Origin of the sequence: Sphingomonas sp. PAMC26645 (assembly GCF_004795835.1) — a bacterium.
In the GTDB taxonomy this organism is placed as follows: domain Bacteria; phylum Pseudomonadota; class Alphaproteobacteria; order Sphingomonadales; family Sphingomonadaceae; genus Sphingomonas.
In genome coordinates this window covers 4036882-4052904 of sequence record NZ_CP039249.1, presented here as the reverse complement: position 1 = coordinate 4052904, position 16023 = coordinate 4036882, and the positions used below count along the sequence as shown (strand labels likewise).

The following is a 16023-nucleotide window of genomic DNA, read 5'->3' as shown; positions in this document are numbered from 1 at the left end:
GTTTTGCGCTGCATCGCTCGGCTTTCGGTGCCTGGCATGGCATGATTTTCATCCTGCAAATCAGGTTGTAGGCAATCGAGTGGGTGAGGGCTGAGAGATGGTCACCAAGCTGGTGGTGTTGCTGTGATCAGGCCGATCTTGAAGATGGGGGATCCGCTCCTTCTCCGCATTGCGCGGCCGGTGGTCGACCTCGCCGACCCGAAGTTGAGAAAGCTTATTGCTGACATGCACGATACGATGGCTGCGGCAAACGGCGTCGGCCTGGCAGCGCCGCAGATCGGGGTTGAGCTGCGCGTCATGGTCTTTGGCTTCGACGACAACCCGCGCTATCCAAACGAACCACCGGTGCCGAAGACCACGTTGATCAACCCGCAGGTCGACATCCTGACCGATGAGACCGAAGAGGGGTGGGAGGGATGCCTTTCGATCCCGGGCCTGCGAGGATCGGTGCCCCGCTCGACGCACATTCGTTACCATGGCATCGGCGAGGACGGTCGCGAGCTCGTACGAGAGGCCCGGAGTTTTCACGCACGGGTCGTCCAGCACGAGCTCGATCACCTGAACGGCGTGCTGTATCCGCAGCGGATTGCCGACATGACGAAATTCGGGTTCATCGACGCTTTGTTCCCCGACAGCGACCTGGCCGCGCTCGAGACGGATCGGTGATAAGACCGGGTTCGAAAGACGCGAATGAGGTCGTCAGTCCAGACCGGGTCGGTCTCGTTCGCTCGCTCGGGCGGTGGGGGCTGACGGCGCTTACGATTAATTGCGTCGTCGGCGCAGGAATCCTCGGACTGCCAGGCAAGGTCTACGCGCTTGCCGGCGCCTCCACCGGTTTGGTCGTAGCCGGTGCAGCCATCCTCGCGTTAGCGGCCGCGCTATGCCTTGCGGAGCTTGGCAGCCGCATGGACGGAAGCGGGGGCCCTGTCGAATATTGCACGGCGGCCTTCGGTCCGGTCGCGGGGTTCGCGGCAGGCTGGCTCTTGTGGGCGGCGACCGTCTTGGCTGCAGCGTCTTTGCTCAACCTCTTCGCGACCATGGTGGCACCTGACGCACACACCATGATAGTGGTCGGTACGGGACTGGGACTGACCGTCCTGACCTGTGCAGGCATGGGGCGCTCGGCAATCGCGAGCGGTGCGTTGACCGTCCTCAAGCTCGGTTTGCTGGCGGGGGTGGCCATCGCTGGCCTTACCACATCAGCGGCTCCCGCTACCTTACCCTCTACAGCTGCACAGCCCGTAACGGCGCTGATCCTGATGTTCTTCGCATTCGTCGGGTTCGAACGACCAACCGCGGTCGCAGGTGAGGTGGTAGACGCGCGCCGCGCAGTTCCGTTCGCCCTGCTTGCCGGTATGGCGGTGGTCACCGCGCTGTATGCAGGCGTGATCGCCGCATGCTGGCGCGGCGTGCCGAACCTCGCGCTGAGCGAGCGTCCTGTCGGAGATCTGCTCGGTCGTCTGTTTGGGAGCGAGGTCGCGCGTGGCGCCGAGCTTGCAGCGGCGGTGATCGTGCTCGGTACGCTCGTCAGCCAATGGATCACGGCGCCGCGCCTTATGCTCGCTCTGTCGGAAAGCCGCCAATTGTCGGCGATATTCGGCCGCATCGCGTCAGGCAGGGGGACGCCGGACGTGGCCATCGTGACGACGGGCATCGTCGCCGTTTTTCTGGCGCTCGGAGGCGATTTCGTCACGGGCATCGCTGCGTCAAGCGCATCGCGGTTGCTGATCTTCATGGGGTGCGCCGCGGCGCTGCTGCGCCTTCGTCGCCAGCCCGGCATTCCGGAAGCGCGCTTTCACTTGCCCCTTGGAGCGGCAGTCGCCACCTGCGTGATCCTGGTGTGTGGGGCGCTGCTCGCTGTGGCATCGGCCGAGCTTGCGCGGCTGGGTGTTCTGATCATCGTTGGAGGATTGCTTTGGCTGATATCGAACGGGAAACGCTGGTTCCAGCGGGTGTGACCGACACTACGGGTCTATCGATTGCGCCATCCGGTCCGGTCCTGGGTGCGGAGATCTCCGGCTTCCGCATCGACGGATCGATCAATGCCCAAGTGGCGGCGACTCTTCGTAATCTGCTGCTGCACTACAAAGTCCTGTTCTTTCGGGATCTCGATCTTACCCACGAGCAGCATCTGACGTTGGCCAGGGTGTGGGGTGACCTCGAAGGGCATCCGGTCATCAAGCATGTACCGGGATATCCCGAGATCCTCGACATTCGCGGTTCGGAGGAACGCGTCGAGGACAACGCCGGCAACCAGCGCTTCCAGACGCTCGACAAGTGGCATGCGGACGTAACCTTCCGCGCCGCACCCTCGATGGGGGCGGTGTTGCGCGCCCGTGAGATCCCGGAGATTGGTGGGGATACGTTGTGGGCCGATGCCGCCGCTGTCTACGCTGGGCTTCCCGATGACGTGAAATCCCGGATCGCAGGGCTGACCGCTACGCATGACCTGCTCTTCGATTTCGGAGACCGGATCGCGCCCGAGCAACGGGCGGCGTTCGCTCAGGACTATCCGCCTCAGCACCATCCAATCGTCCGCGTGCATCCCGAAACGGGTGAGAAGGTCCTGTTCGTCAACGCGAGCTTCACCAGTCAGATCGACGGGATGGATGAGGCGGAGAGTGCAGAATTGCTCGGGTATCTGCTCGATCGGTTCAAGGTGCCCGAATATCAGGTTCGCTTCAGATGGTCGGCGAACGCGGTCGTCATCTGGGACAATCGGGCGACGCAGCACTATCCCGTCGCAGACTATTGGCCTGCGCGGCGCAGGATGGAACGCGTGACGATACGCGGTGACATTCCAGTGTAAACGCTTCTTGGCCAATACGAGCATCGCTGCGTCAACGTTTGCAAGTAATTGAACTGCAAAGATAAATAGGCGTCTGATGTGGGCATCGAAGAGTGGTGAAATTCGCGGTTATGGGTTAACTAGTCCAACAAGTAGAGAGAAAGGGGTAGTAGGTTCGCTAGACTAGACGACTAGTTCCAGAATGCCATCGTGCGGCAGGAAGGGAGCCCGATGAGATACAATTCGCGGGGGAGGCTGAGACCTTTCGACCGTGTGAACATCAAAGCGGATGAGTTGCGCCCAGCCAAAGGCGGTGGTGAGGGCGGTATCGGCCGCGTCGCGGCCTACTGCCATTAAGATTCGGCCGGTGCGCGGGATGCGATGCCGTGCATCGTATGCGTGCCACGAATTACCGAGATACACCTCGAACCAGGCATGGAAATCCATTGCGACGTCAACGGGCGGTACGCCGATGTCGCCGAGGTAGCCGCTGCAATAGCGCGCCGGGATATTCATGCAGCGGCACAGGGTGACTGCGAGATGTGCGAAGTCGCGACAGACACCGACCCGTTCCTCATAAGCCTCATAAGCAGTCCTCGTAGCGCGAGCGTAGCAGTACCCGTAGGTGATATGCTGGTGAACGAAGTCGACGATCGCGTGGACGCGCGGCGCCCCAGGTGCGGTTCCGCCAAACAGACGCCAAGCCTCTGTCGTCAGACGGTCCGTGTCGCAATAGCGACTGCCCAATAGATAAGTCAGTACCTCGGCCGGGAGTGCCTCAATCGGTTTTTGGTCAGCGGGATATTGCGGATCGGGTTTGCCACTATCCTCAATGACGAAGTCGCAGGACAGTGTCGTCGTGCCAGTTGGCAGCATCAGGCGGGTGCAGATATTACCGAACGCATCACGGTAATCTTCCCGATCGGTCGCCGCGCCGATGAACGTTTCGTAGGGTGATCGCAAATCTGCCAGTCGCGAAGGGTGGAGATTGAGCATAGCAATAACCGGCGTCGGGGCATTGCAGTCAAAGGTCAGGGTATAGCCAGCGTGGATGAGCATAGTGCCTCGTCGAGAAAGTACCCGCGATGAACCGGACCGGCCGCCGTTGATGTTTACCATAAACCAGCGGCGGGCTCAGTGGTTGCCTGTTCCTGGGTAATGAGCTCATGTTCGTCTGAGCGGGTCTTGCGCGAGACGTGGATGATCTGGGCCCTGACGAGTGAGTCCAGTCAACATGCTACGTCACGGAGTACAATCGTGGGGACGCAGTCGCGCCCCCACGACATCTCAGATTTTCACGCGTAGACGAGTGTAGTAGAAACCTCCGTTGAAGCCGAATGGACCGCCGTTACGTGGATAAACCTGACCATCCGACGTGCCACCGGTGAGCGGATAGATCTGTACCGTTGAGTTGGGCGACAGCCGATCAGGATGCTCGTCGGTGAAGTTCTGAGCGCCGACGGACAGGGTGAAGTATTTGAAGGTGTAGCTCAGTTCCAGATCCGTGGTGAACTTGCCGCCAAAAGTCTGGTTCGCGACGCCGTTGGTCTGGCCGTAATCCTGTGCACTTGTGAACGAGCTGTAATAATTCTCGCGAACGTTGAAGCTAAGGTTGTCGAGGGACCAGTTCGCATTGAACACGACGCGGTGCTTCGGCGCGAGATTTTCAGCGTCGATGAGCTGGGCGACGCTGATGATCCGGGCGTCGTAATCGGTAACCTTGGTGTCGTTGTAATTGTAGGCCAGCGAGAAATTGAGCAGCGCGTCGCTCAGCTTCGTCCGGTACGTCCCGACGACATCAATACCCTGCGTACGGGTCTTAAAGCCGTTGGTGAAGTACTGAACCTGACCGCCGATGCCGACCGGCAGCAGCGCAGGTTGCGCCGCGAGGTCCGCTGCCGTGACGATGAACGGCGACGTCAGGCCGATGCGGTTGCGCAGATTGATGCGGTACCCGTCGACCGTGATGGTCATGCCGCGAACCGGTTCGAGGATGACGCCCAGACCGTAGTTGGTCGACTTCTCCGGCGACAGGTTGGTTGCCCCGTAATATTGTGCGACCGCGGTATTCGTCGGGTACGTTCCGGCTTGGAAAGCGACACCATTGTTGAACGACGTGGTGACGATCGAGACGTTCGACTGACCCGGCGAGGGTGCGTGGAACCCGGTGCCGAAGCTGCCGCGAACCGAGAAGCCCTCCACGAACTTGTAGAGTGCGTTGACCTTGCCGACCCAGGCATCGCCGAACGTGTTGTAATGCTCGTATCGGCCCGCTGCGCCGACGGTCAGCGCCTCGGTGAGATCGGTCTCCAGGCCAATATAGGCGGCATAGGCCTTCTGGCTGAACTTGCCTGCGGTTGCCGGGCTCGTGCCGGCATAGCCGCTGGCGCCCACGCCTTGCGCGGCGGTCGCACCCGATGGCGTGTAAACGCCTGGTGCAGTCAGGGTATAGAGCTGCTGGGCGACGGCATATGGGCCGGCACTATAGGATTGCAGGTCGCCGGCAGTCTGCTCGTAGGTTTCCTTACGGAATTCGCCGCCAGCCGAGACGGTAAGCGGGGCAGCGAGACCGAGGTCTGCGGCATAGGTGAAGTCGGCGTTGAAATTGACTTCTTTCTGGATCAGATCGCCGAAGTCGAAGCTCGTCTCCGTCGCTGGACCGTAGGAAAAGTTCGCCGAATTATACATCGACAGCGACAGCTTGTTCCGAGCGAGCGTGCCGGAAAGATCGTATGTGAAGTCGCCAGCCGTGCCTTTGTAGCCGAGCACGCCGTAGAGTTCCTGCGTCTTGCCGACGAAGCGGGGGGTGAAACCCGCGGGGTAGAGCTGGCTATACCGGAACGTGTTGCCATCCCGGACGAAGCCTCCGGTCGGACAGGTCGCGTTGCCAGCCGGGCAGGGGGTCAGGAAGAATGTGTTGTTGAACGCGCCGTTGGCGCCCTGATTGCGCACCACGCCGTTCGTGTCGACCGCGGTGCTGGAGACGGACGGACGGTAGTTGAAGCTCTGGTTGCCCTTGCTTTGCGCATAGTTGCCGAAGAAGTAGAGCTTGCTGTCCGCGGTCACGTTGAGCGCGGCGTTCAGCACCGACTTGAAGCCGTGCGAGGGCGAGTTGCCCCAGATCTGCACGGGGAGCGGGTAGTTTGGCAGCTGCGAGGCGAGCGCCGGAAAGTTCTGCGCGAAATTCGCTGCCGATGGACGCTGTCGACCACGACTGGTCTGCCCTTCGTCGACATACTCCCCGGTGGCGTTGATGAAGCCCCAATCACCCTTCAGTCCGGCATTCCCGGCGATCTGATAGCTTTCGCCGTCGCCAGCATAATATTGGCCTGCGCGACCGACCAGTTCGATTCCCTGATCCTCGCGAAGCCCATAGTTGAGCACGCCGGCGATGGCGTCGGAGCCGTATTGAGCAGTCGCGCCTTCGCGTAGCACCTGGAGGTTGCCGATCGCAAGTGACGGGATCGCGGAGATGTCGGGTCCCTGCGCACCGCGGCCGAGACCGGTGTCGCTGCCGCCGTAAACCTGCACCAGCGCAGACCGGTTGTACCGCTTGCCGTTCAGCATCACGAGAACCTGATCGCCTGATAGGCCGCGAAGGGACGGCGAGCGAACGAAGGTCGACGCATCCGAGATTGAGTTCTGACCCGCGTAGAAGGACGGAACGATGTTCTTGAGCGCATCGATCATGTTGGCGGCAGGTTGCGTCGTAAGATCTGCCGAACTGATGATGTCGACCGGCGACGGCGAGTTGGCGAGCGTACGGTCAGTACGGCGAGTACCGAGCACGAGGATTTCACTCGTTGGTTCGGCCTCAGCGGGCGCTACCGCCTGCAGTGTTGGATCTTGGGCAGAGGCTGTCGCGGCATCCTGACCAGTACCAGATCGGGCCGCAAAGGCCGTGGAGCCTGATAGCAATGCAACCGCCAAAGCGACGGTCGAAGTCGTGTATCTGATCATCTGAAACCCCATAAGAAACCCGGCCCTTCAAGAGCCTTCTCCAGATGTTCCCGCCCCCGATCGTCGATTAATTTCGGCGTATCGAAAACGCTTTTTGATCAGCCCTGCGAAGTCGTGACGGTGTCGTTTCGCTGCATCGTCATCGTGCAACAAACGGCCACAACGGGCATGTTCTAGCAATCATAAAATTGTTCATCGGTCACGCTTCTGCAACAATGTTGCATTTTTACCGCACTTTGGGGGGCTTATTGGCCTGCCGTGTGGACAGTCAAATGAGCTTAATCCGATGAACGAATGGCACAAGTTGGGCGCTGGCTAAGTAGGTGCGAAGGTCCGGGTATGGGTCACGGCCGGCGCAGAGGGTAAGCGGGCTGAACGCCGCTTGCGCGAGGATCGTCCAATCTCTGATGAAGCAGCGCCAGGCTGGAGGCACGATTGATGACAATCAGAACTGACTACGCTGATTTTCTACGGGCACGGCTTAACTCACGAATTGTGGGGCTTCAGGCGGCTTTCGCTGCTCTCGTTGCCGACCCACCAGCAATCAAAAATAATGTTGAAATCATAATCTTTCCTGATGACGGATTGACACATCACCTACCCATCCGTGTTTTTGCGTTCACGCCGAAGGGTACGGAGCAGCCGGAAGAGAGCGGGATCGATCAATGCAATAGTATGCTAGACGCAATGGTTCCGTTAATTACAGAAGAAGAAGCCGGGCAATTCCAGACCTGGGAGGGAGAAGGCGACAGCCGGATGCTAACGCTGGAGCAGCCGACCGATGGCATCGACGAGCAGGCGCTTAAATCTTGGGTGGCTAATACCTGGCTCGAACTGGACCTTGGTGACTACGGGTGTCGCACTTCGGTTACTATTCATGATGGTGATACTGAGGTCATCTCCGTACCCTGACAGTGATCGCCACAGGTAGCAGATCATCTGCAGGTCGGTTTCTTGAGCAATGACGAGCGTTGTCTTGGAAAGGATAGCGTTTCCTTTGGTGCTAGCTCGTATGGCTCGGTCCGCTAACGCCCTGCGCTATCCATTCAGTCTCGATGAACCAGTGTCCGTTTATGGGGAACGGTGATCCGGCTCTAAATGTCGCCTTATGGGTCGTTGCACAATTTTGGCTGATTCAGCTAGGCCATTAACAGCTGAGGCAGATGATTCTTAACCGGTACACCGAACACTCCGGACTTCGTGGGATGCAATAGGTTCCCCGTCCTCGCCAATAGGATAGCGGTACAGAACGTTCTTATTGGCATCATCTACCTCCATGCGTATGTTGTGTTCGCCAAGGATGTTCGTTTCCATGCGACTCGTAAAGCGCCCATTAAACAGGCTACCGCTGCCGCCACGCTTCGTCATTGCCCCACCAAACTCAATGCCTAGCAGTAGGTAATCGTTACCTTCATAGTAGTTCACGCTTTCGTCGTCTATGGAGAGCTTTTCAACGCCGTCGGCGTCGCGGCAAGCGGCGAGGCTCGGTGCCCACGTTCCATGAAAGACACTCGAAATATTATCGTGGAAGCCCTTGGCTTGCACAACTCCTCCGGTGGGTAGGATGAAAAGCGAGGCAATCACTACGGCCTTCATCAAACAACTTCCTTTAAACATGTCACAGCCACGTTGTGGCTGGAGGTTCACCGGCTAGCATCAGTGTCGAGCGAGAGCGAGAATGTCACAGGCGCTTGCCTCACGACATTCTCATCAGCGCCAAGGCTAGACGCGCGTGACGTAGCGAGCCAGACTGATCACGAAAACAGGGAGGATCCAGATGCTGCTCTTGTCCATGCTGCTGGCGGCCGCGCCCATGGTGGCGACGTCTCCACAGGCGACTGATAATCCGTTTGCTCAAGGGGCCCAGGCCAAGCGCACGCCGCGTCGGCGCACGTCTGCGACGCGCTCCGCAGGCAAGTCCTCCAGTTCGGGCGGAAGCGTCTACTATGCGAATTGTGCCGCTGCTCGTGCGGCGGGCGCAGCACCCGTGATGCGGGGAGCGCCCGGTTACAGCCGCAAGCTCGACCGCGATAATGATGGGGTCGGTTGCGAGTAGCAGCAGGTGATGTCGCGACTGCGCCTCCGCTGGCCGACCTTTATCGAACTCGAAGTTGTGGGGATCGGCAGTCTGATGCTGCTGGGCCTCGCTTCGGGTCTGCGGTCAGTCGTCAGCGCGGTCGCGAGCTGGTTCTAGCCGGCAGCATCGCTCAGGCGAACGGATTGGCGACCTGATCGACGGATGCCGTCTGTGTGGCTGCGACCTGCTGGGGCGCATGGCCAGCCTCCAGCTCCGCCACAAGATCGTCGGCGAGCTGCTTCAGCGCACGGGCACGCTCAAGCCCGGCTTGGTCCCGGGTGATCTCTACCGAACCGGAGATAGCGACCCTGCTTGTGCCGTTCTCGATCGCAAGATCCCCGATCGAGGTTGCGGCTTCGTCATCGGCAAACGGCTTGATCATCGGCCAGATCCTTTGTGGTTGGTCATTCGAAGGTGGGGAACGCGGGAACCTTGGCCTTGGCTGCGGGATCGAGCGTGGGGAAGGGGTTAATGCCGGTGCGAGCGGTCAGTGTTGCGATGGATACTACCTCCCACTTCGCGTTCGGGCCGTTGCTGGCGATCCAGGCACCCGCTCCCTGACCCGGCACATAAATCGCTTTCCAGACATGGCTCGGCACCAGCACGCGCCCGTTCAGGCGCTTGATGTTGCTGCTGGCGAAGGCGGGGCCGGTCACGACGTAGGTTTCGCCCAGCTTGGTGGTCAAATCACGAACATAGCCCTCGAGGTCCGCCCAGCCGTTCCGGTTCAGAGGACCATCCTGCGGCACGATGTTGGCGAGGCTGAAGCTCTCATAATCGTCTTGGGCGTCGCCCATGTCGCCCGATGGCGCCATGTGTCCGCGGTCGAACCCGGACCCGCGATAGTCGGCAAGTTCGCCGCGTTCGGCCTGCGGCAGACGCTCTTCAGGGTGGAAGCGGTTGTCACGGGTCGCGAGTGCCTGTGCCGCCTCGACCGAGGTACGTGTGAGGTGCTCGGCGACGTAGAGCGGCGTCCGGGTGACGCCCGAGTGGAGAAGGGCAAAGGCGCGGAAGCAGAGGGGGCGGGTGCTCACAGCAAGCTTGGGATTGATGAGCGCCGGCGTCGTGTTGGCGGCGTAAAAGCTGGTGCAGGTGCGGACCGCCGGTGCTCTCGTCTCAACCGAGCAGGCCGAGGTAGCAGTCAGCAGGGCGGCCGTCATGCCGAGTACGACACGAGCGCCCTTCAATCCGACCTTCGGTTTGATTGCGTACATGTAGCGCTGGTCGTGTTGTATCGGTGCGCGTGTCAAGCGGCGGTCAGCGATCATCCGGCCGGCATCGCCGGTGTCCATTGCGGCACCTGCTGGTCCTGCCATAGCCGCAGGCGTCGCCAGTCCAGCGCATCGTAGACGGCCGCACCGCTCGCGGCATCGCTCAGGGGCAGTGCCGCTGCAGCCTCACGCAGAAAGCGAGGTCGGAGCGCGCCATCCTCTAGATAGGCCGCCTCCCACCAGCAGATGATGCGATTCCGGGCGTTCGCCATCGCCACGGCCGACGGCAACTGGTCGCGCTTTTCGTGCTGGTTCACCCGGGTATGCGCCGGCATCAGGTTCCACAGATCACCGCATGGCCAGACCGACCATGGCAGGCAGTGGTCAATGTCGAAGCTGTCCGGCTTGAGCGGTCGTCCCGTCCAGACGCATTCCATCGGCTGCCCGCGAGCGAGGAGCCGCTGGGCGACCTCGCGGCTAAGAGCGGTAGTGCGGACCGGTTCCACCCAGGCCAGTGCCGCTTCTGCAGTACCGGGAGCGACCGCCAGACCCATGCGGTCGGCATAGGCGCGGGTCAGGCGCGACCATTCGGTCACCAGCATGGGTTCGATCCAAGACCCAAAGCGCGACATGGCTCGCCACAAGTGGCCCGGCACCTCGATCAGCCCCCAGCCGCGTAGCGTCTCGAGGTCGAGCACGGTTGCGGATGCACCGCCCCGCCGCGCGCGCGTGACGCCGAACACATGCGTGTCACTGTTTGGATAGCGGGTAAAGGTCGCTGGCATCTTGGCGATCGTGTGGGCGGCTCGGGAGAGAGCGGACGCGACGGCATGGGCCTGCTCACCGGTGAACGAAGCCCCGACACGTAGCTCGATCGGTGCGGTGCCAAGCGCCAGCAGCGCTTCGAAGCCATCCTTGGCAAAGCCTAGCCGGTCGGTGCCGATGTTGCCCGGCATTTGCGGAAGTCCGGCTCGCACCAGCGGCAGGTACATTCTCAGCCAGTTCAGTGCGACCAGACCCAGTGGCACCTCGACTGCATCGCGACCTTCCGGCGCCGGAGCCGCCGCAGCAGGCGCATACTCGGCGATGCGTGCCACGGCGCGGAGCAGCGCCAGCTTGTAGGTGGACGACTTCTCGTCGGACAGGACGATCCCGCGCACCAGTGGGAGCGCGCCGGTGCCGTCATCGGGCATGCGGAGCGCTATAACGTCCCATGTCACACCGGCGCGTCCGCCCTGATCGCTGGAGGTCGCAACCCGTAACACCTCCAGCCCGTGCGCCCGGGCCAGTCCCTCGATCTCGGCGGTTGAGGTCGGATGCATCTGCATAACGGACGGGGCGGGACCATGGCGCAGCGTCATCACCAGAATGCCGCCCGGCTTCAACAGCGTGGCGAGTTTGCGGAAGGTACGGGGCCGATCGGCGGGCGCGACGTGCTGCCAGACGGCTGACAGCAGCACGAGATCGTAGGCAAGCCCAAGCCCATGGACATGGTCGAGCGAGGGCAGGGTATCGTTCACCCACCTTACGCCGTGGTTTCTATGCTTCTCGGCTGCGATCCTGCGCATACCTGCAGCAGGCTCGGCCGCCACAACCTCGTAGCCGCGTGAGGTCAGCCAGGCCGCGTCGCGTCCTGTGCCGGCGCCGACGTCGAGCGCCAGCTTGCTGTCGCTGCCGTCCGGGATGATCGGCAAAACCACCGCCAGCATACGCTCTGATGATACCGCCTCGTACCGCTCGGCTAGCATGTCGGCTTGACCGTCATAGGCAGCAACGACGTCTAGGTAGTTGTTCAAGCGTCGAGGCCCGCGAAACGGGCACGGTGCCGGACGACATAGTCGGGGCGCGGGTGGAGCCGTGGATCGACCGGCAGGCGAACGCGCTCGCCAGGTTGTGGGAACAGCCGAATGAGCTCAGACGGCACCTTGTTGTGCGACACCAGCAGCCGACACTCATCGTCGAGGCTGATGAGGTGACGGTCGAACAACCAGTGCGCGGTCGCGGACAGAGCGATACCGTTCTGCACGACGTCCGGCCCGCCATCGGCGACGCTCCAGATATGTGCGGCCTGAGCTTCGGCCTTTCCGCCACCATTGACCATACGCAGCCCCGTCACCGCGCAACGGTTGTCATATGCGTCGAGCACATGGCCACGGAAGGCGGCGCTGCGCACCTTGCGGTTGACCAGTAGCTGCGCCACGCGCCGCTCGTCGGGCGGTGAGGCCAGCAATGCGGCCGTGGAGGCGTCGATGTGGAGGGGATCGAGTTCAAGCCGGATCGCGTGTTCGGGCGATAGCGTGTCGACCAACCCAGCGTTTACGATGGCAGCAAAGTCAGCATCATCAATGGCGCGAACCGACCGACCACGTAGCGTCCGACCAGCGATGGCAGGGTTGTCCAGCTCGCGCAGCATACGCTCAAGAAAGCGGCCGTCCGGATCGCGATACGGCACGGGACGATCGAACTCGATGAAGTCACTGATGCGGGCATAGAAGAGCGTGCGGTCGGCGGGATCGGGGTCGATGCTGTGCATCAGGCCGGCCGCCACATAGGCCTTGCGCCCACCCACCGAGCCAGTTTCGCGGTAAATAATCCAATCGCCGACGCATGCCTCGGCTGCGCGGAGGTAAATGCGTGGGAAATGGTACCGCTCCGCGATCAGGTCGTCATAGCGCGATGCACCGCTGATTTCGAACACACCCTTCATGCCAGGATCGTGACGCGGTTCTCGGGTTGGAGCAACCTTGCTGACAACGTTCAACGTTCAACGTTCAACGGTCAGCGATCATGGAACATGTTGCTGCTGAACGAATGGCCGCTTTCGGGGAGTGCAGATGCTGCCTCGAACGTCCGGGTCTGGGTCTCCCCAGATTCAAGCAGCCGGGCAACTCACGCCGCTTACGACCTTAAAATGCCGCTGTTGGGAGAAGGATGGGCGGCTGAACGTCCACTTAGCGGCGATTGTTGACTTTAGAGACCCTAGACCCGGTCGCCCAAAGATCGCAGCATCATGCAGCCTTATTTGTCGGTAGAAACGCCAGGGCTTCGATCGATCCGTGCGCGGAAACCTCTCCCTTTTGATGTTCGCCAACCTCAGACATTTTTGGCTGCAGCCGCGCGATACTTTCCTCGTCGCCATTCCGTATCGCGTCATCCAACGGTGTATTGCCCCAGCGATCGGTCGAATCTGCCGCTGCGCCGAGCGGAAGCAAGTAGCGCAGCACGTCCGCGTGGCCTTCGCTTGCGGCAAGATGGAGTGCGGTCCGACCATCATAATCGGCAAGGTTTACGTCGATCGACCGCGCGACCAACCTCCGCAATTCGGTCAGATCGCCTTTGGCGGCAGCCGCGCAGAAGTAGGTCGCCTGGTCGATCGCCGCTTCGATGGATCGGTGACGCGGGTCGATCTGGTCGCCCGTTTCGGGAAGGCCATCGAAGGAGAAGGTCTTGGCCAGCCTGCCCGCGAACTCTACGCCGCGCACGGAGTTGCCGAGCACGTCAAGCCGTGGACTCCATATGGCAACGCCGCAAACGCCGGGTATAGTGATGAACAGCGCGCCCGATACGCCCGACTTGGCGGGTAGGCCGACGGTAAACGCGAACTCGCCCGAGAAATCATACAGGCCGCATGAGGCCATCAGCGACAGGCAATTCTTTGTCGTGTCCGCAGTGAAAACGCGCTCGTTGCTTAGCGGGCAGACGCCGCCGTTCGCGAACGTCGCTGCTATCGTCGCCATGCCCGGTGCGTCTACGGTAATCGAGCAGCACTGGAAATACAGGTCGAGTGTTGCCTTCAGATCGGTGCCTACTGGAAATGCCCCGTTCTCGCGCATGAAGTAGGCGAGTGCGAAATTACGATCCGCTGTGTCGCGCTCGGACAGAAAGACGGCGTTGTCGAAGCCGACGGAGCCTTGCCCGGCCAGCCTTTCCCAAGTCTGAAGGACGGTGTCGAACCGATCCGCGGCCGACAGGTCGGGGGCAATCAGCGATGCGCACATGATGGCACCCGCGTTGATCATCGGGTTGTGCGGCAGGCCTTTAGCGTTGAGCGTGATCTCGTTGAACGAATGACCCGACGGCTCGCGACCGACATGGCGGTGAACCGTATCGATGCCGAGTTGGTCGAGCGCTATCGCGTAGTTGATTGGCTTGCAGGTCGATTGCACACAGTAGCGCGTGGTTGTGTCGCCGATCGAGAAACGCTGGCCATCGATCGTGCAGACAGCGACCGCAAAACCGTCGGCGTCGGCCCGTGCCAATTGGGGAATGTAGGAGGCGACTTCGCCGCCACGGTGCTGGCGGACATCCTCGAACAATCGAGTCAGTTCGCCGCAGAACGCGGTGAAGTCCGGGATCACCAGATTACCCGTCAACGCTCGGCTGAGCAGTGTCTGGTTTGCGCCGCCAAGAGCTGGCGCGATCGCCGCGAACGGAATGTCGACCGACTGCGCATACCGATGCATGAGTGCGCCGAGATCGCGCAATCGCGGGTCATCGATCGCGAGGCCGTTTTCGCAAAGCCTGCGCTCGATCGCGTCCCTCGACCGGTCCCCGCCGTCGGTCAGGCCTTCGTATAATTTCAGGGCGGCGGCATCTCTGTTGGCGCGGTCGGTTGCGGGAGCGGTCATCATCACGACACGGCCGTCTCAGGCGCAACCGGCCAATGCCCGGCACCCGCGCCGAATGCCGCCAGCGATTGGTTGCGTCGCGGCGCCTGCGTCGGGGTATGAGAAGCGCGGTCGAAGCCGGGGTAAAGTGGCAGCGCGATGGCCGTCTCTTCAGGCGAGAGGATCTGCATTCCGTGCTCAGCCGCGACCGCGACGACATGCGCGGGATCCTCCGTCTGGTAGGTCACGGGGTCGGTCGGCAACGCCATCGTTGTGGCGGGGCTACTCATCCGCAGGAAGAAGCTGTCGAGACCAACGGGCTGTTCTCCCACGGATTGCACGGCAGCCAGCGCCCGGAAGTCCGGCGTGCGGATGTAGAAAGCGTGCGGCTGGCCGCGCGGGATGAACCCCATCTCGCCGGCGTGGAGGTGCATGATCCGCTCGCCGCAATACAGCTCCATGACGCCGTCGAGCACATAAATGATCTCGTTCTCCCAAAGATGGATGTGCGGCGGTGGTTCGTTGCCCGGCTTGCCGCGGTATTCCATCAGGGCAAAGCATCCGCCGGTGTCTGCGCCGGTCGTCAGGAAGCTCATCAGGCCGCCCATGTAGAATTTCGTGGTGTCGAGGGTCGCTGCACGGGTGAAAGGGGCAGGGATCGTCTGCATCGTAATGGTCATGATGGGTCCTTCGCCGGCACCGATGCGCCGGTATCAACGGTGGGAAAGGTCGCGGTGGTTTCAGGCGCGCAAGGGCAACAGCGCGCGTAACCGGGGGACGCGCAGGTACAATCCGCCCCAGATCATGATGCCGAGCATCAAGCAGATGATCTGTGGCGGTGAACCGATCTCGCCGAGCCGCAGATGAAGGCAGATGGCACCGCCAAGGAACCCGCTGAGCAGGATCGCGCCTAGCATCGCCGTATGTGGGATCGCATACAACACGACGCACGTCATCGTGATCGCTCCAACCACAGGTGACAGCGCGGACGGGAAATCGCTGGCTTTCATTTCCGCGCGTAACATCGGCAGCGAGACAAGTTGTGCCGCGCCGTCAGTCATCAGCAGCACGACGACGATCGCGCTCAGCGTGCGACCCATCCATTGGGCGAACGTCAGCACCCCGGTCGCTGCTGCGGTCGTCTGCCCGATGGGGCGATCGGTTCGCGCCGCGACGCCACCGAGATCCAGCCAAAACGTCATGGTGATACCCACCGGGGGAAAGAGCGATCGTCCAAAGCCATGTTCCAATTCGTTGCGCACTTGCGTCGCGGAAGTTCGAGGATCAGGCTTTCGATCGTCATCGTGGAGGTGAGCGGTTGAGCATGCGTGGACATTGCGTGCATCGCCGTGGTAAATCTATTTTCACGTCGAGAGGCTG

17 protein-coding genes are annotated in these 16023 nt (G+C 61.5%); 7 read left to right on the top strand and 10 right to left on the bottom strand.

What is annotated here, in order from left to right:
- Nucleotides 1-138: 138 nt before the first annotated feature.
- Genes def through E5673_RS18510 form a run of 3 tightly spaced genes read left to right on the top strand, consistent with a single transcriptional unit; the run spans nucleotide 139 to nucleotide 2809 of the window.
- Complete coding sequence (gene def, locus E5673_RS18520) at nucleotides 139-666, top strand: peptide deformylase (protein WP_281727875.1); 528 nt, start codon at nucleotides 139-141, stop codon at nucleotides 664-666.
- Nucleotides 663-1958 carry an APC family permease gene (locus tag E5673_RS18515; RefSeq protein WP_168711674.1) on the top strand — a complete coding sequence of 432 codons (1296 nt, stop codon included), beginning with the start codon at nucleotides 663-665 and terminating at the stop codon, nucleotides 1956-1958. The genes def and E5673_RS18515 overlap by 4 nt, the downstream gene beginning before the upstream one ends.
- Nucleotides 1955-2809, top strand: a complete 855-nt coding sequence (locus tag E5673_RS18510) for a TauD/TfdA family dioxygenase (RefSeq protein WP_247599476.1) — start codon at nucleotides 1955-1957, stop codon at nucleotides 2807-2809. The genes E5673_RS18515 and E5673_RS18510 overlap by 4 nt, the downstream gene beginning before the upstream one ends.
- 162 nt (nucleotides 2810-2971) lie before the next feature.
- Here E5673_RS18510 and E5673_RS18505 read toward each other — a convergent pair whose 3' ends face one another.
- Together E5673_RS18505 and E5673_RS18500 are read right to left on the bottom strand one after the other, a co-directional pair.
- Nucleotides 2972-3847: a transglutaminase family protein gene (locus tag E5673_RS18505; protein WP_136191134.1), complete on the bottom strand. Its 876-nt coding sequence runs from the start codon at nucleotides 3845-3847 to the stop codon at nucleotides 2972-2974.
- A gap of 228 nt (nucleotides 3848-4075) precedes the next feature.
- Nucleotides 4076-6577, bottom strand: a complete 2502-nt coding sequence (locus E5673_RS18500) for a TonB-dependent receptor (protein ID WP_247599475.1) — start codon at nucleotides 6575-6577, stop codon at nucleotides 4076-4078.
- Nucleotides 6578-7186: 609 nt separating this feature from the next.
- Here E5673_RS18500 and E5673_RS18495 point away from each other — a divergent pair.
- Entirely contained in the window at nucleotides 7187-7660 is a 474-nt protein-coding gene (locus tag E5673_RS18495) for a hypothetical protein (RefSeq protein WP_136191132.1), read from the top strand.
- A 258-nt stretch (nucleotides 7661-7918) separates the two neighbouring features.
- Here the strand turns inward: E5673_RS18495 and E5673_RS18490 are convergent, their stop codons facing one another.
- Complete coding sequence (locus tag E5673_RS18490; protein ID WP_136191131.1) at nucleotides 7919-8344, bottom strand: hypothetical protein; 426 nt, start codon at nucleotides 8342-8344, stop codon at nucleotides 7919-7921.
- A 181-nt stretch (nucleotides 8345-8525) separates the two neighbouring features.
- On the opposite strand from E5673_RS18490, the gene E5673_RS20195 reads away from it, so the two are divergent.
- Nucleotides 8526-8804 (top strand): excalibur calcium-binding domain-containing protein, encoded by a 279-nt coding sequence (locus E5673_RS20195; RefSeq protein ID WP_210731775.1) that lies wholly within the window; start codon nucleotides 8526-8528, stop codon nucleotides 8802-8804.
- A 9-nt stretch (nucleotides 8805-8813) separates the two neighbouring features.
- The gene (locus tag E5673_RS20190; protein WP_281727874.1) at nucleotides 8814-8942 is read left to right on the top strand and encodes a hypothetical protein; all 129 of its coding nucleotides are present in this window, start codon (nucleotides 8814-8816) and stop codon (nucleotides 8940-8942) included.
- Between the two features lie 13 nt (nucleotides 8943-8955).
- Here E5673_RS20190 and E5673_RS18480 read toward each other — a convergent pair whose 3' ends face one another.
- From E5673_RS18480 to glsA, 5 genes are all read right to left on the bottom strand, one after another.
- The gene (locus E5673_RS18480) at nucleotides 8956-9207 is read right to left on the bottom strand and encodes a hypothetical protein (protein ID WP_136191130.1); all 252 of its coding nucleotides are present in this window, start codon (nucleotides 9205-9207) and stop codon (nucleotides 8956-8958) included.
- A 22-nt stretch (nucleotides 9208-9229) separates the two neighbouring features.
- Nucleotides 9230-10117: a DNA/RNA non-specific endonuclease gene (locus tag E5673_RS18475; protein ID WP_168711673.1), complete on the bottom strand. Its 888-nt coding sequence runs from the start codon at nucleotides 10115-10117 to the stop codon at nucleotides 9230-9232.
- On the bottom strand, nucleotides 10090-11832 hold the full coding sequence (locus tag E5673_RS18470) for a class I SAM-dependent methyltransferase (protein WP_136191128.1): 1743 nt from the start codon (nucleotides 11830-11832) through the stop codon (nucleotides 10090-10092). The genes E5673_RS18475 and E5673_RS18470 overlap by 28 nt, the downstream gene beginning before the upstream one ends.
- Nucleotides 11829-12743 carry an HNH endonuclease gene (locus tag E5673_RS18465; RefSeq protein WP_136191127.1) on the bottom strand — a complete coding sequence of 305 codons (915 nt, stop codon included), beginning with the start codon at nucleotides 12741-12743 and terminating at the stop codon, nucleotides 11829-11831. Before E5673_RS18465 ends, E5673_RS18470 begins: the two co-directional genes overlap by 4 nt.
- Nucleotides 12744-13044: 301 nt before the next feature.
- On the bottom strand, nucleotides 13045-14352 hold the full coding sequence (glsA, locus tag E5673_RS18460; protein ID WP_168711672.1) for a glutaminase A: 1308 nt from the start codon (nucleotides 14350-14352) through the stop codon (nucleotides 13045-13047).
- On the opposite strand from glsA, the gene E5673_RS19815 reads away from it, so the two are divergent.
- Nucleotides 14329-14613, top strand: a complete 285-nt coding sequence (locus E5673_RS19815; protein WP_168711671.1) for a hypothetical protein — start codon at nucleotides 14329-14331, stop codon at nucleotides 14611-14613. The two genes, glsA and E5673_RS19815, sit on opposite strands and share 24 nt — an antisense overlap.
- Before the next feature lie 53 nt (nucleotides 14614-14666).
- Here the strand turns inward: E5673_RS19815 and E5673_RS18455 are convergent, their stop codons facing one another.
- Nucleotides 14667-15323 (bottom strand): cupin domain-containing protein, encoded by a 657-nt coding sequence (locus E5673_RS18455; RefSeq protein WP_136191125.1) that lies wholly within the window; start codon nucleotides 15321-15323, stop codon nucleotides 14667-14669.
- A 60-nt stretch (nucleotides 15324-15383) separates the two neighbouring features.
- Nucleotides 15384-15845 (bottom strand): DoxX family protein, encoded by a 462-nt coding sequence (locus E5673_RS18450; protein ID WP_136191124.1) that lies wholly within the window; start codon nucleotides 15843-15845, stop codon nucleotides 15384-15386.
- Between the last annotated feature and the right edge of the window lie 178 nt (nucleotides 15846-16023).

What these genes read in the sequence shown, in the direction of transcription:
- E5673_RS18505 (WP_136191134.1), bottom strand. Translation starts at nt 3,847, where the DNA reads ATGCTCATCCACGCTGGCTATACCCTGACCTTTGACTGCAATGCCCCG.
- E5673_RS18495 (WP_136191132.1), top strand. Translation starts at nt 7,187, where the DNA reads ATGACAATCAGAACTGACTACGCTGATTTTCTACGGGCACGGCTTAAC.
- E5673_RS18490 (WP_136191131.1), bottom strand. Translation starts at nt 8,344, where the DNA reads ATGAAGGCCGTAGTGATTGCCTCGCTTTTCATCCTACCCACCGGAGGA.
- E5673_RS20195 (WP_210731775.1), top strand. Translation starts at nt 8,526, where the DNA reads ATGCTGCTCTTGTCCATGCTGCTGGCGGCCGCGCCCATGGTGGCGACG.
- E5673_RS20190 (WP_281727874.1), top strand. Translation starts at nt 8,814, where the DNA reads ATGTCGCGACTGCGCCTCCGCTGGCCGACCTTTATCGAACTCGAAGTT.
- E5673_RS18480 (WP_136191130.1), bottom strand. Translation starts at nt 9,207, where the DNA reads ATGATCAAGCCGTTTGCCGATGACGAAGCCGCAACCTCGATCGGGGAT.
- E5673_RS18475 (WP_168711673.1), bottom strand. Translation starts at nt 10,117, where the DNA reads ATGGACACCGGCGATGCCGGCCGGATGATCGCTGACCGCCGCTTGACA.
- E5673_RS18465 (WP_136191127.1), bottom strand. Translation starts at nt 12,743, where the DNA reads ATGAAGGGTGTGTTCGAAATCAGCGGTGCATCGCGCTATGACGACCTG.
- E5673_RS18455 (WP_136191125.1), bottom strand. Translation starts at nt 15,323, where the DNA reads ATGACCATTACGATGCAGACGATCCCTGCCCCTTTCACCCGTGCAGCG.
- E5673_RS18450 (WP_136191124.1), bottom strand. Translation starts at nt 15,845, where the DNA reads ATGACGTTTTGGCTGGATCTCGGTGGCGTCGCGGCGCGAACCGATCGC.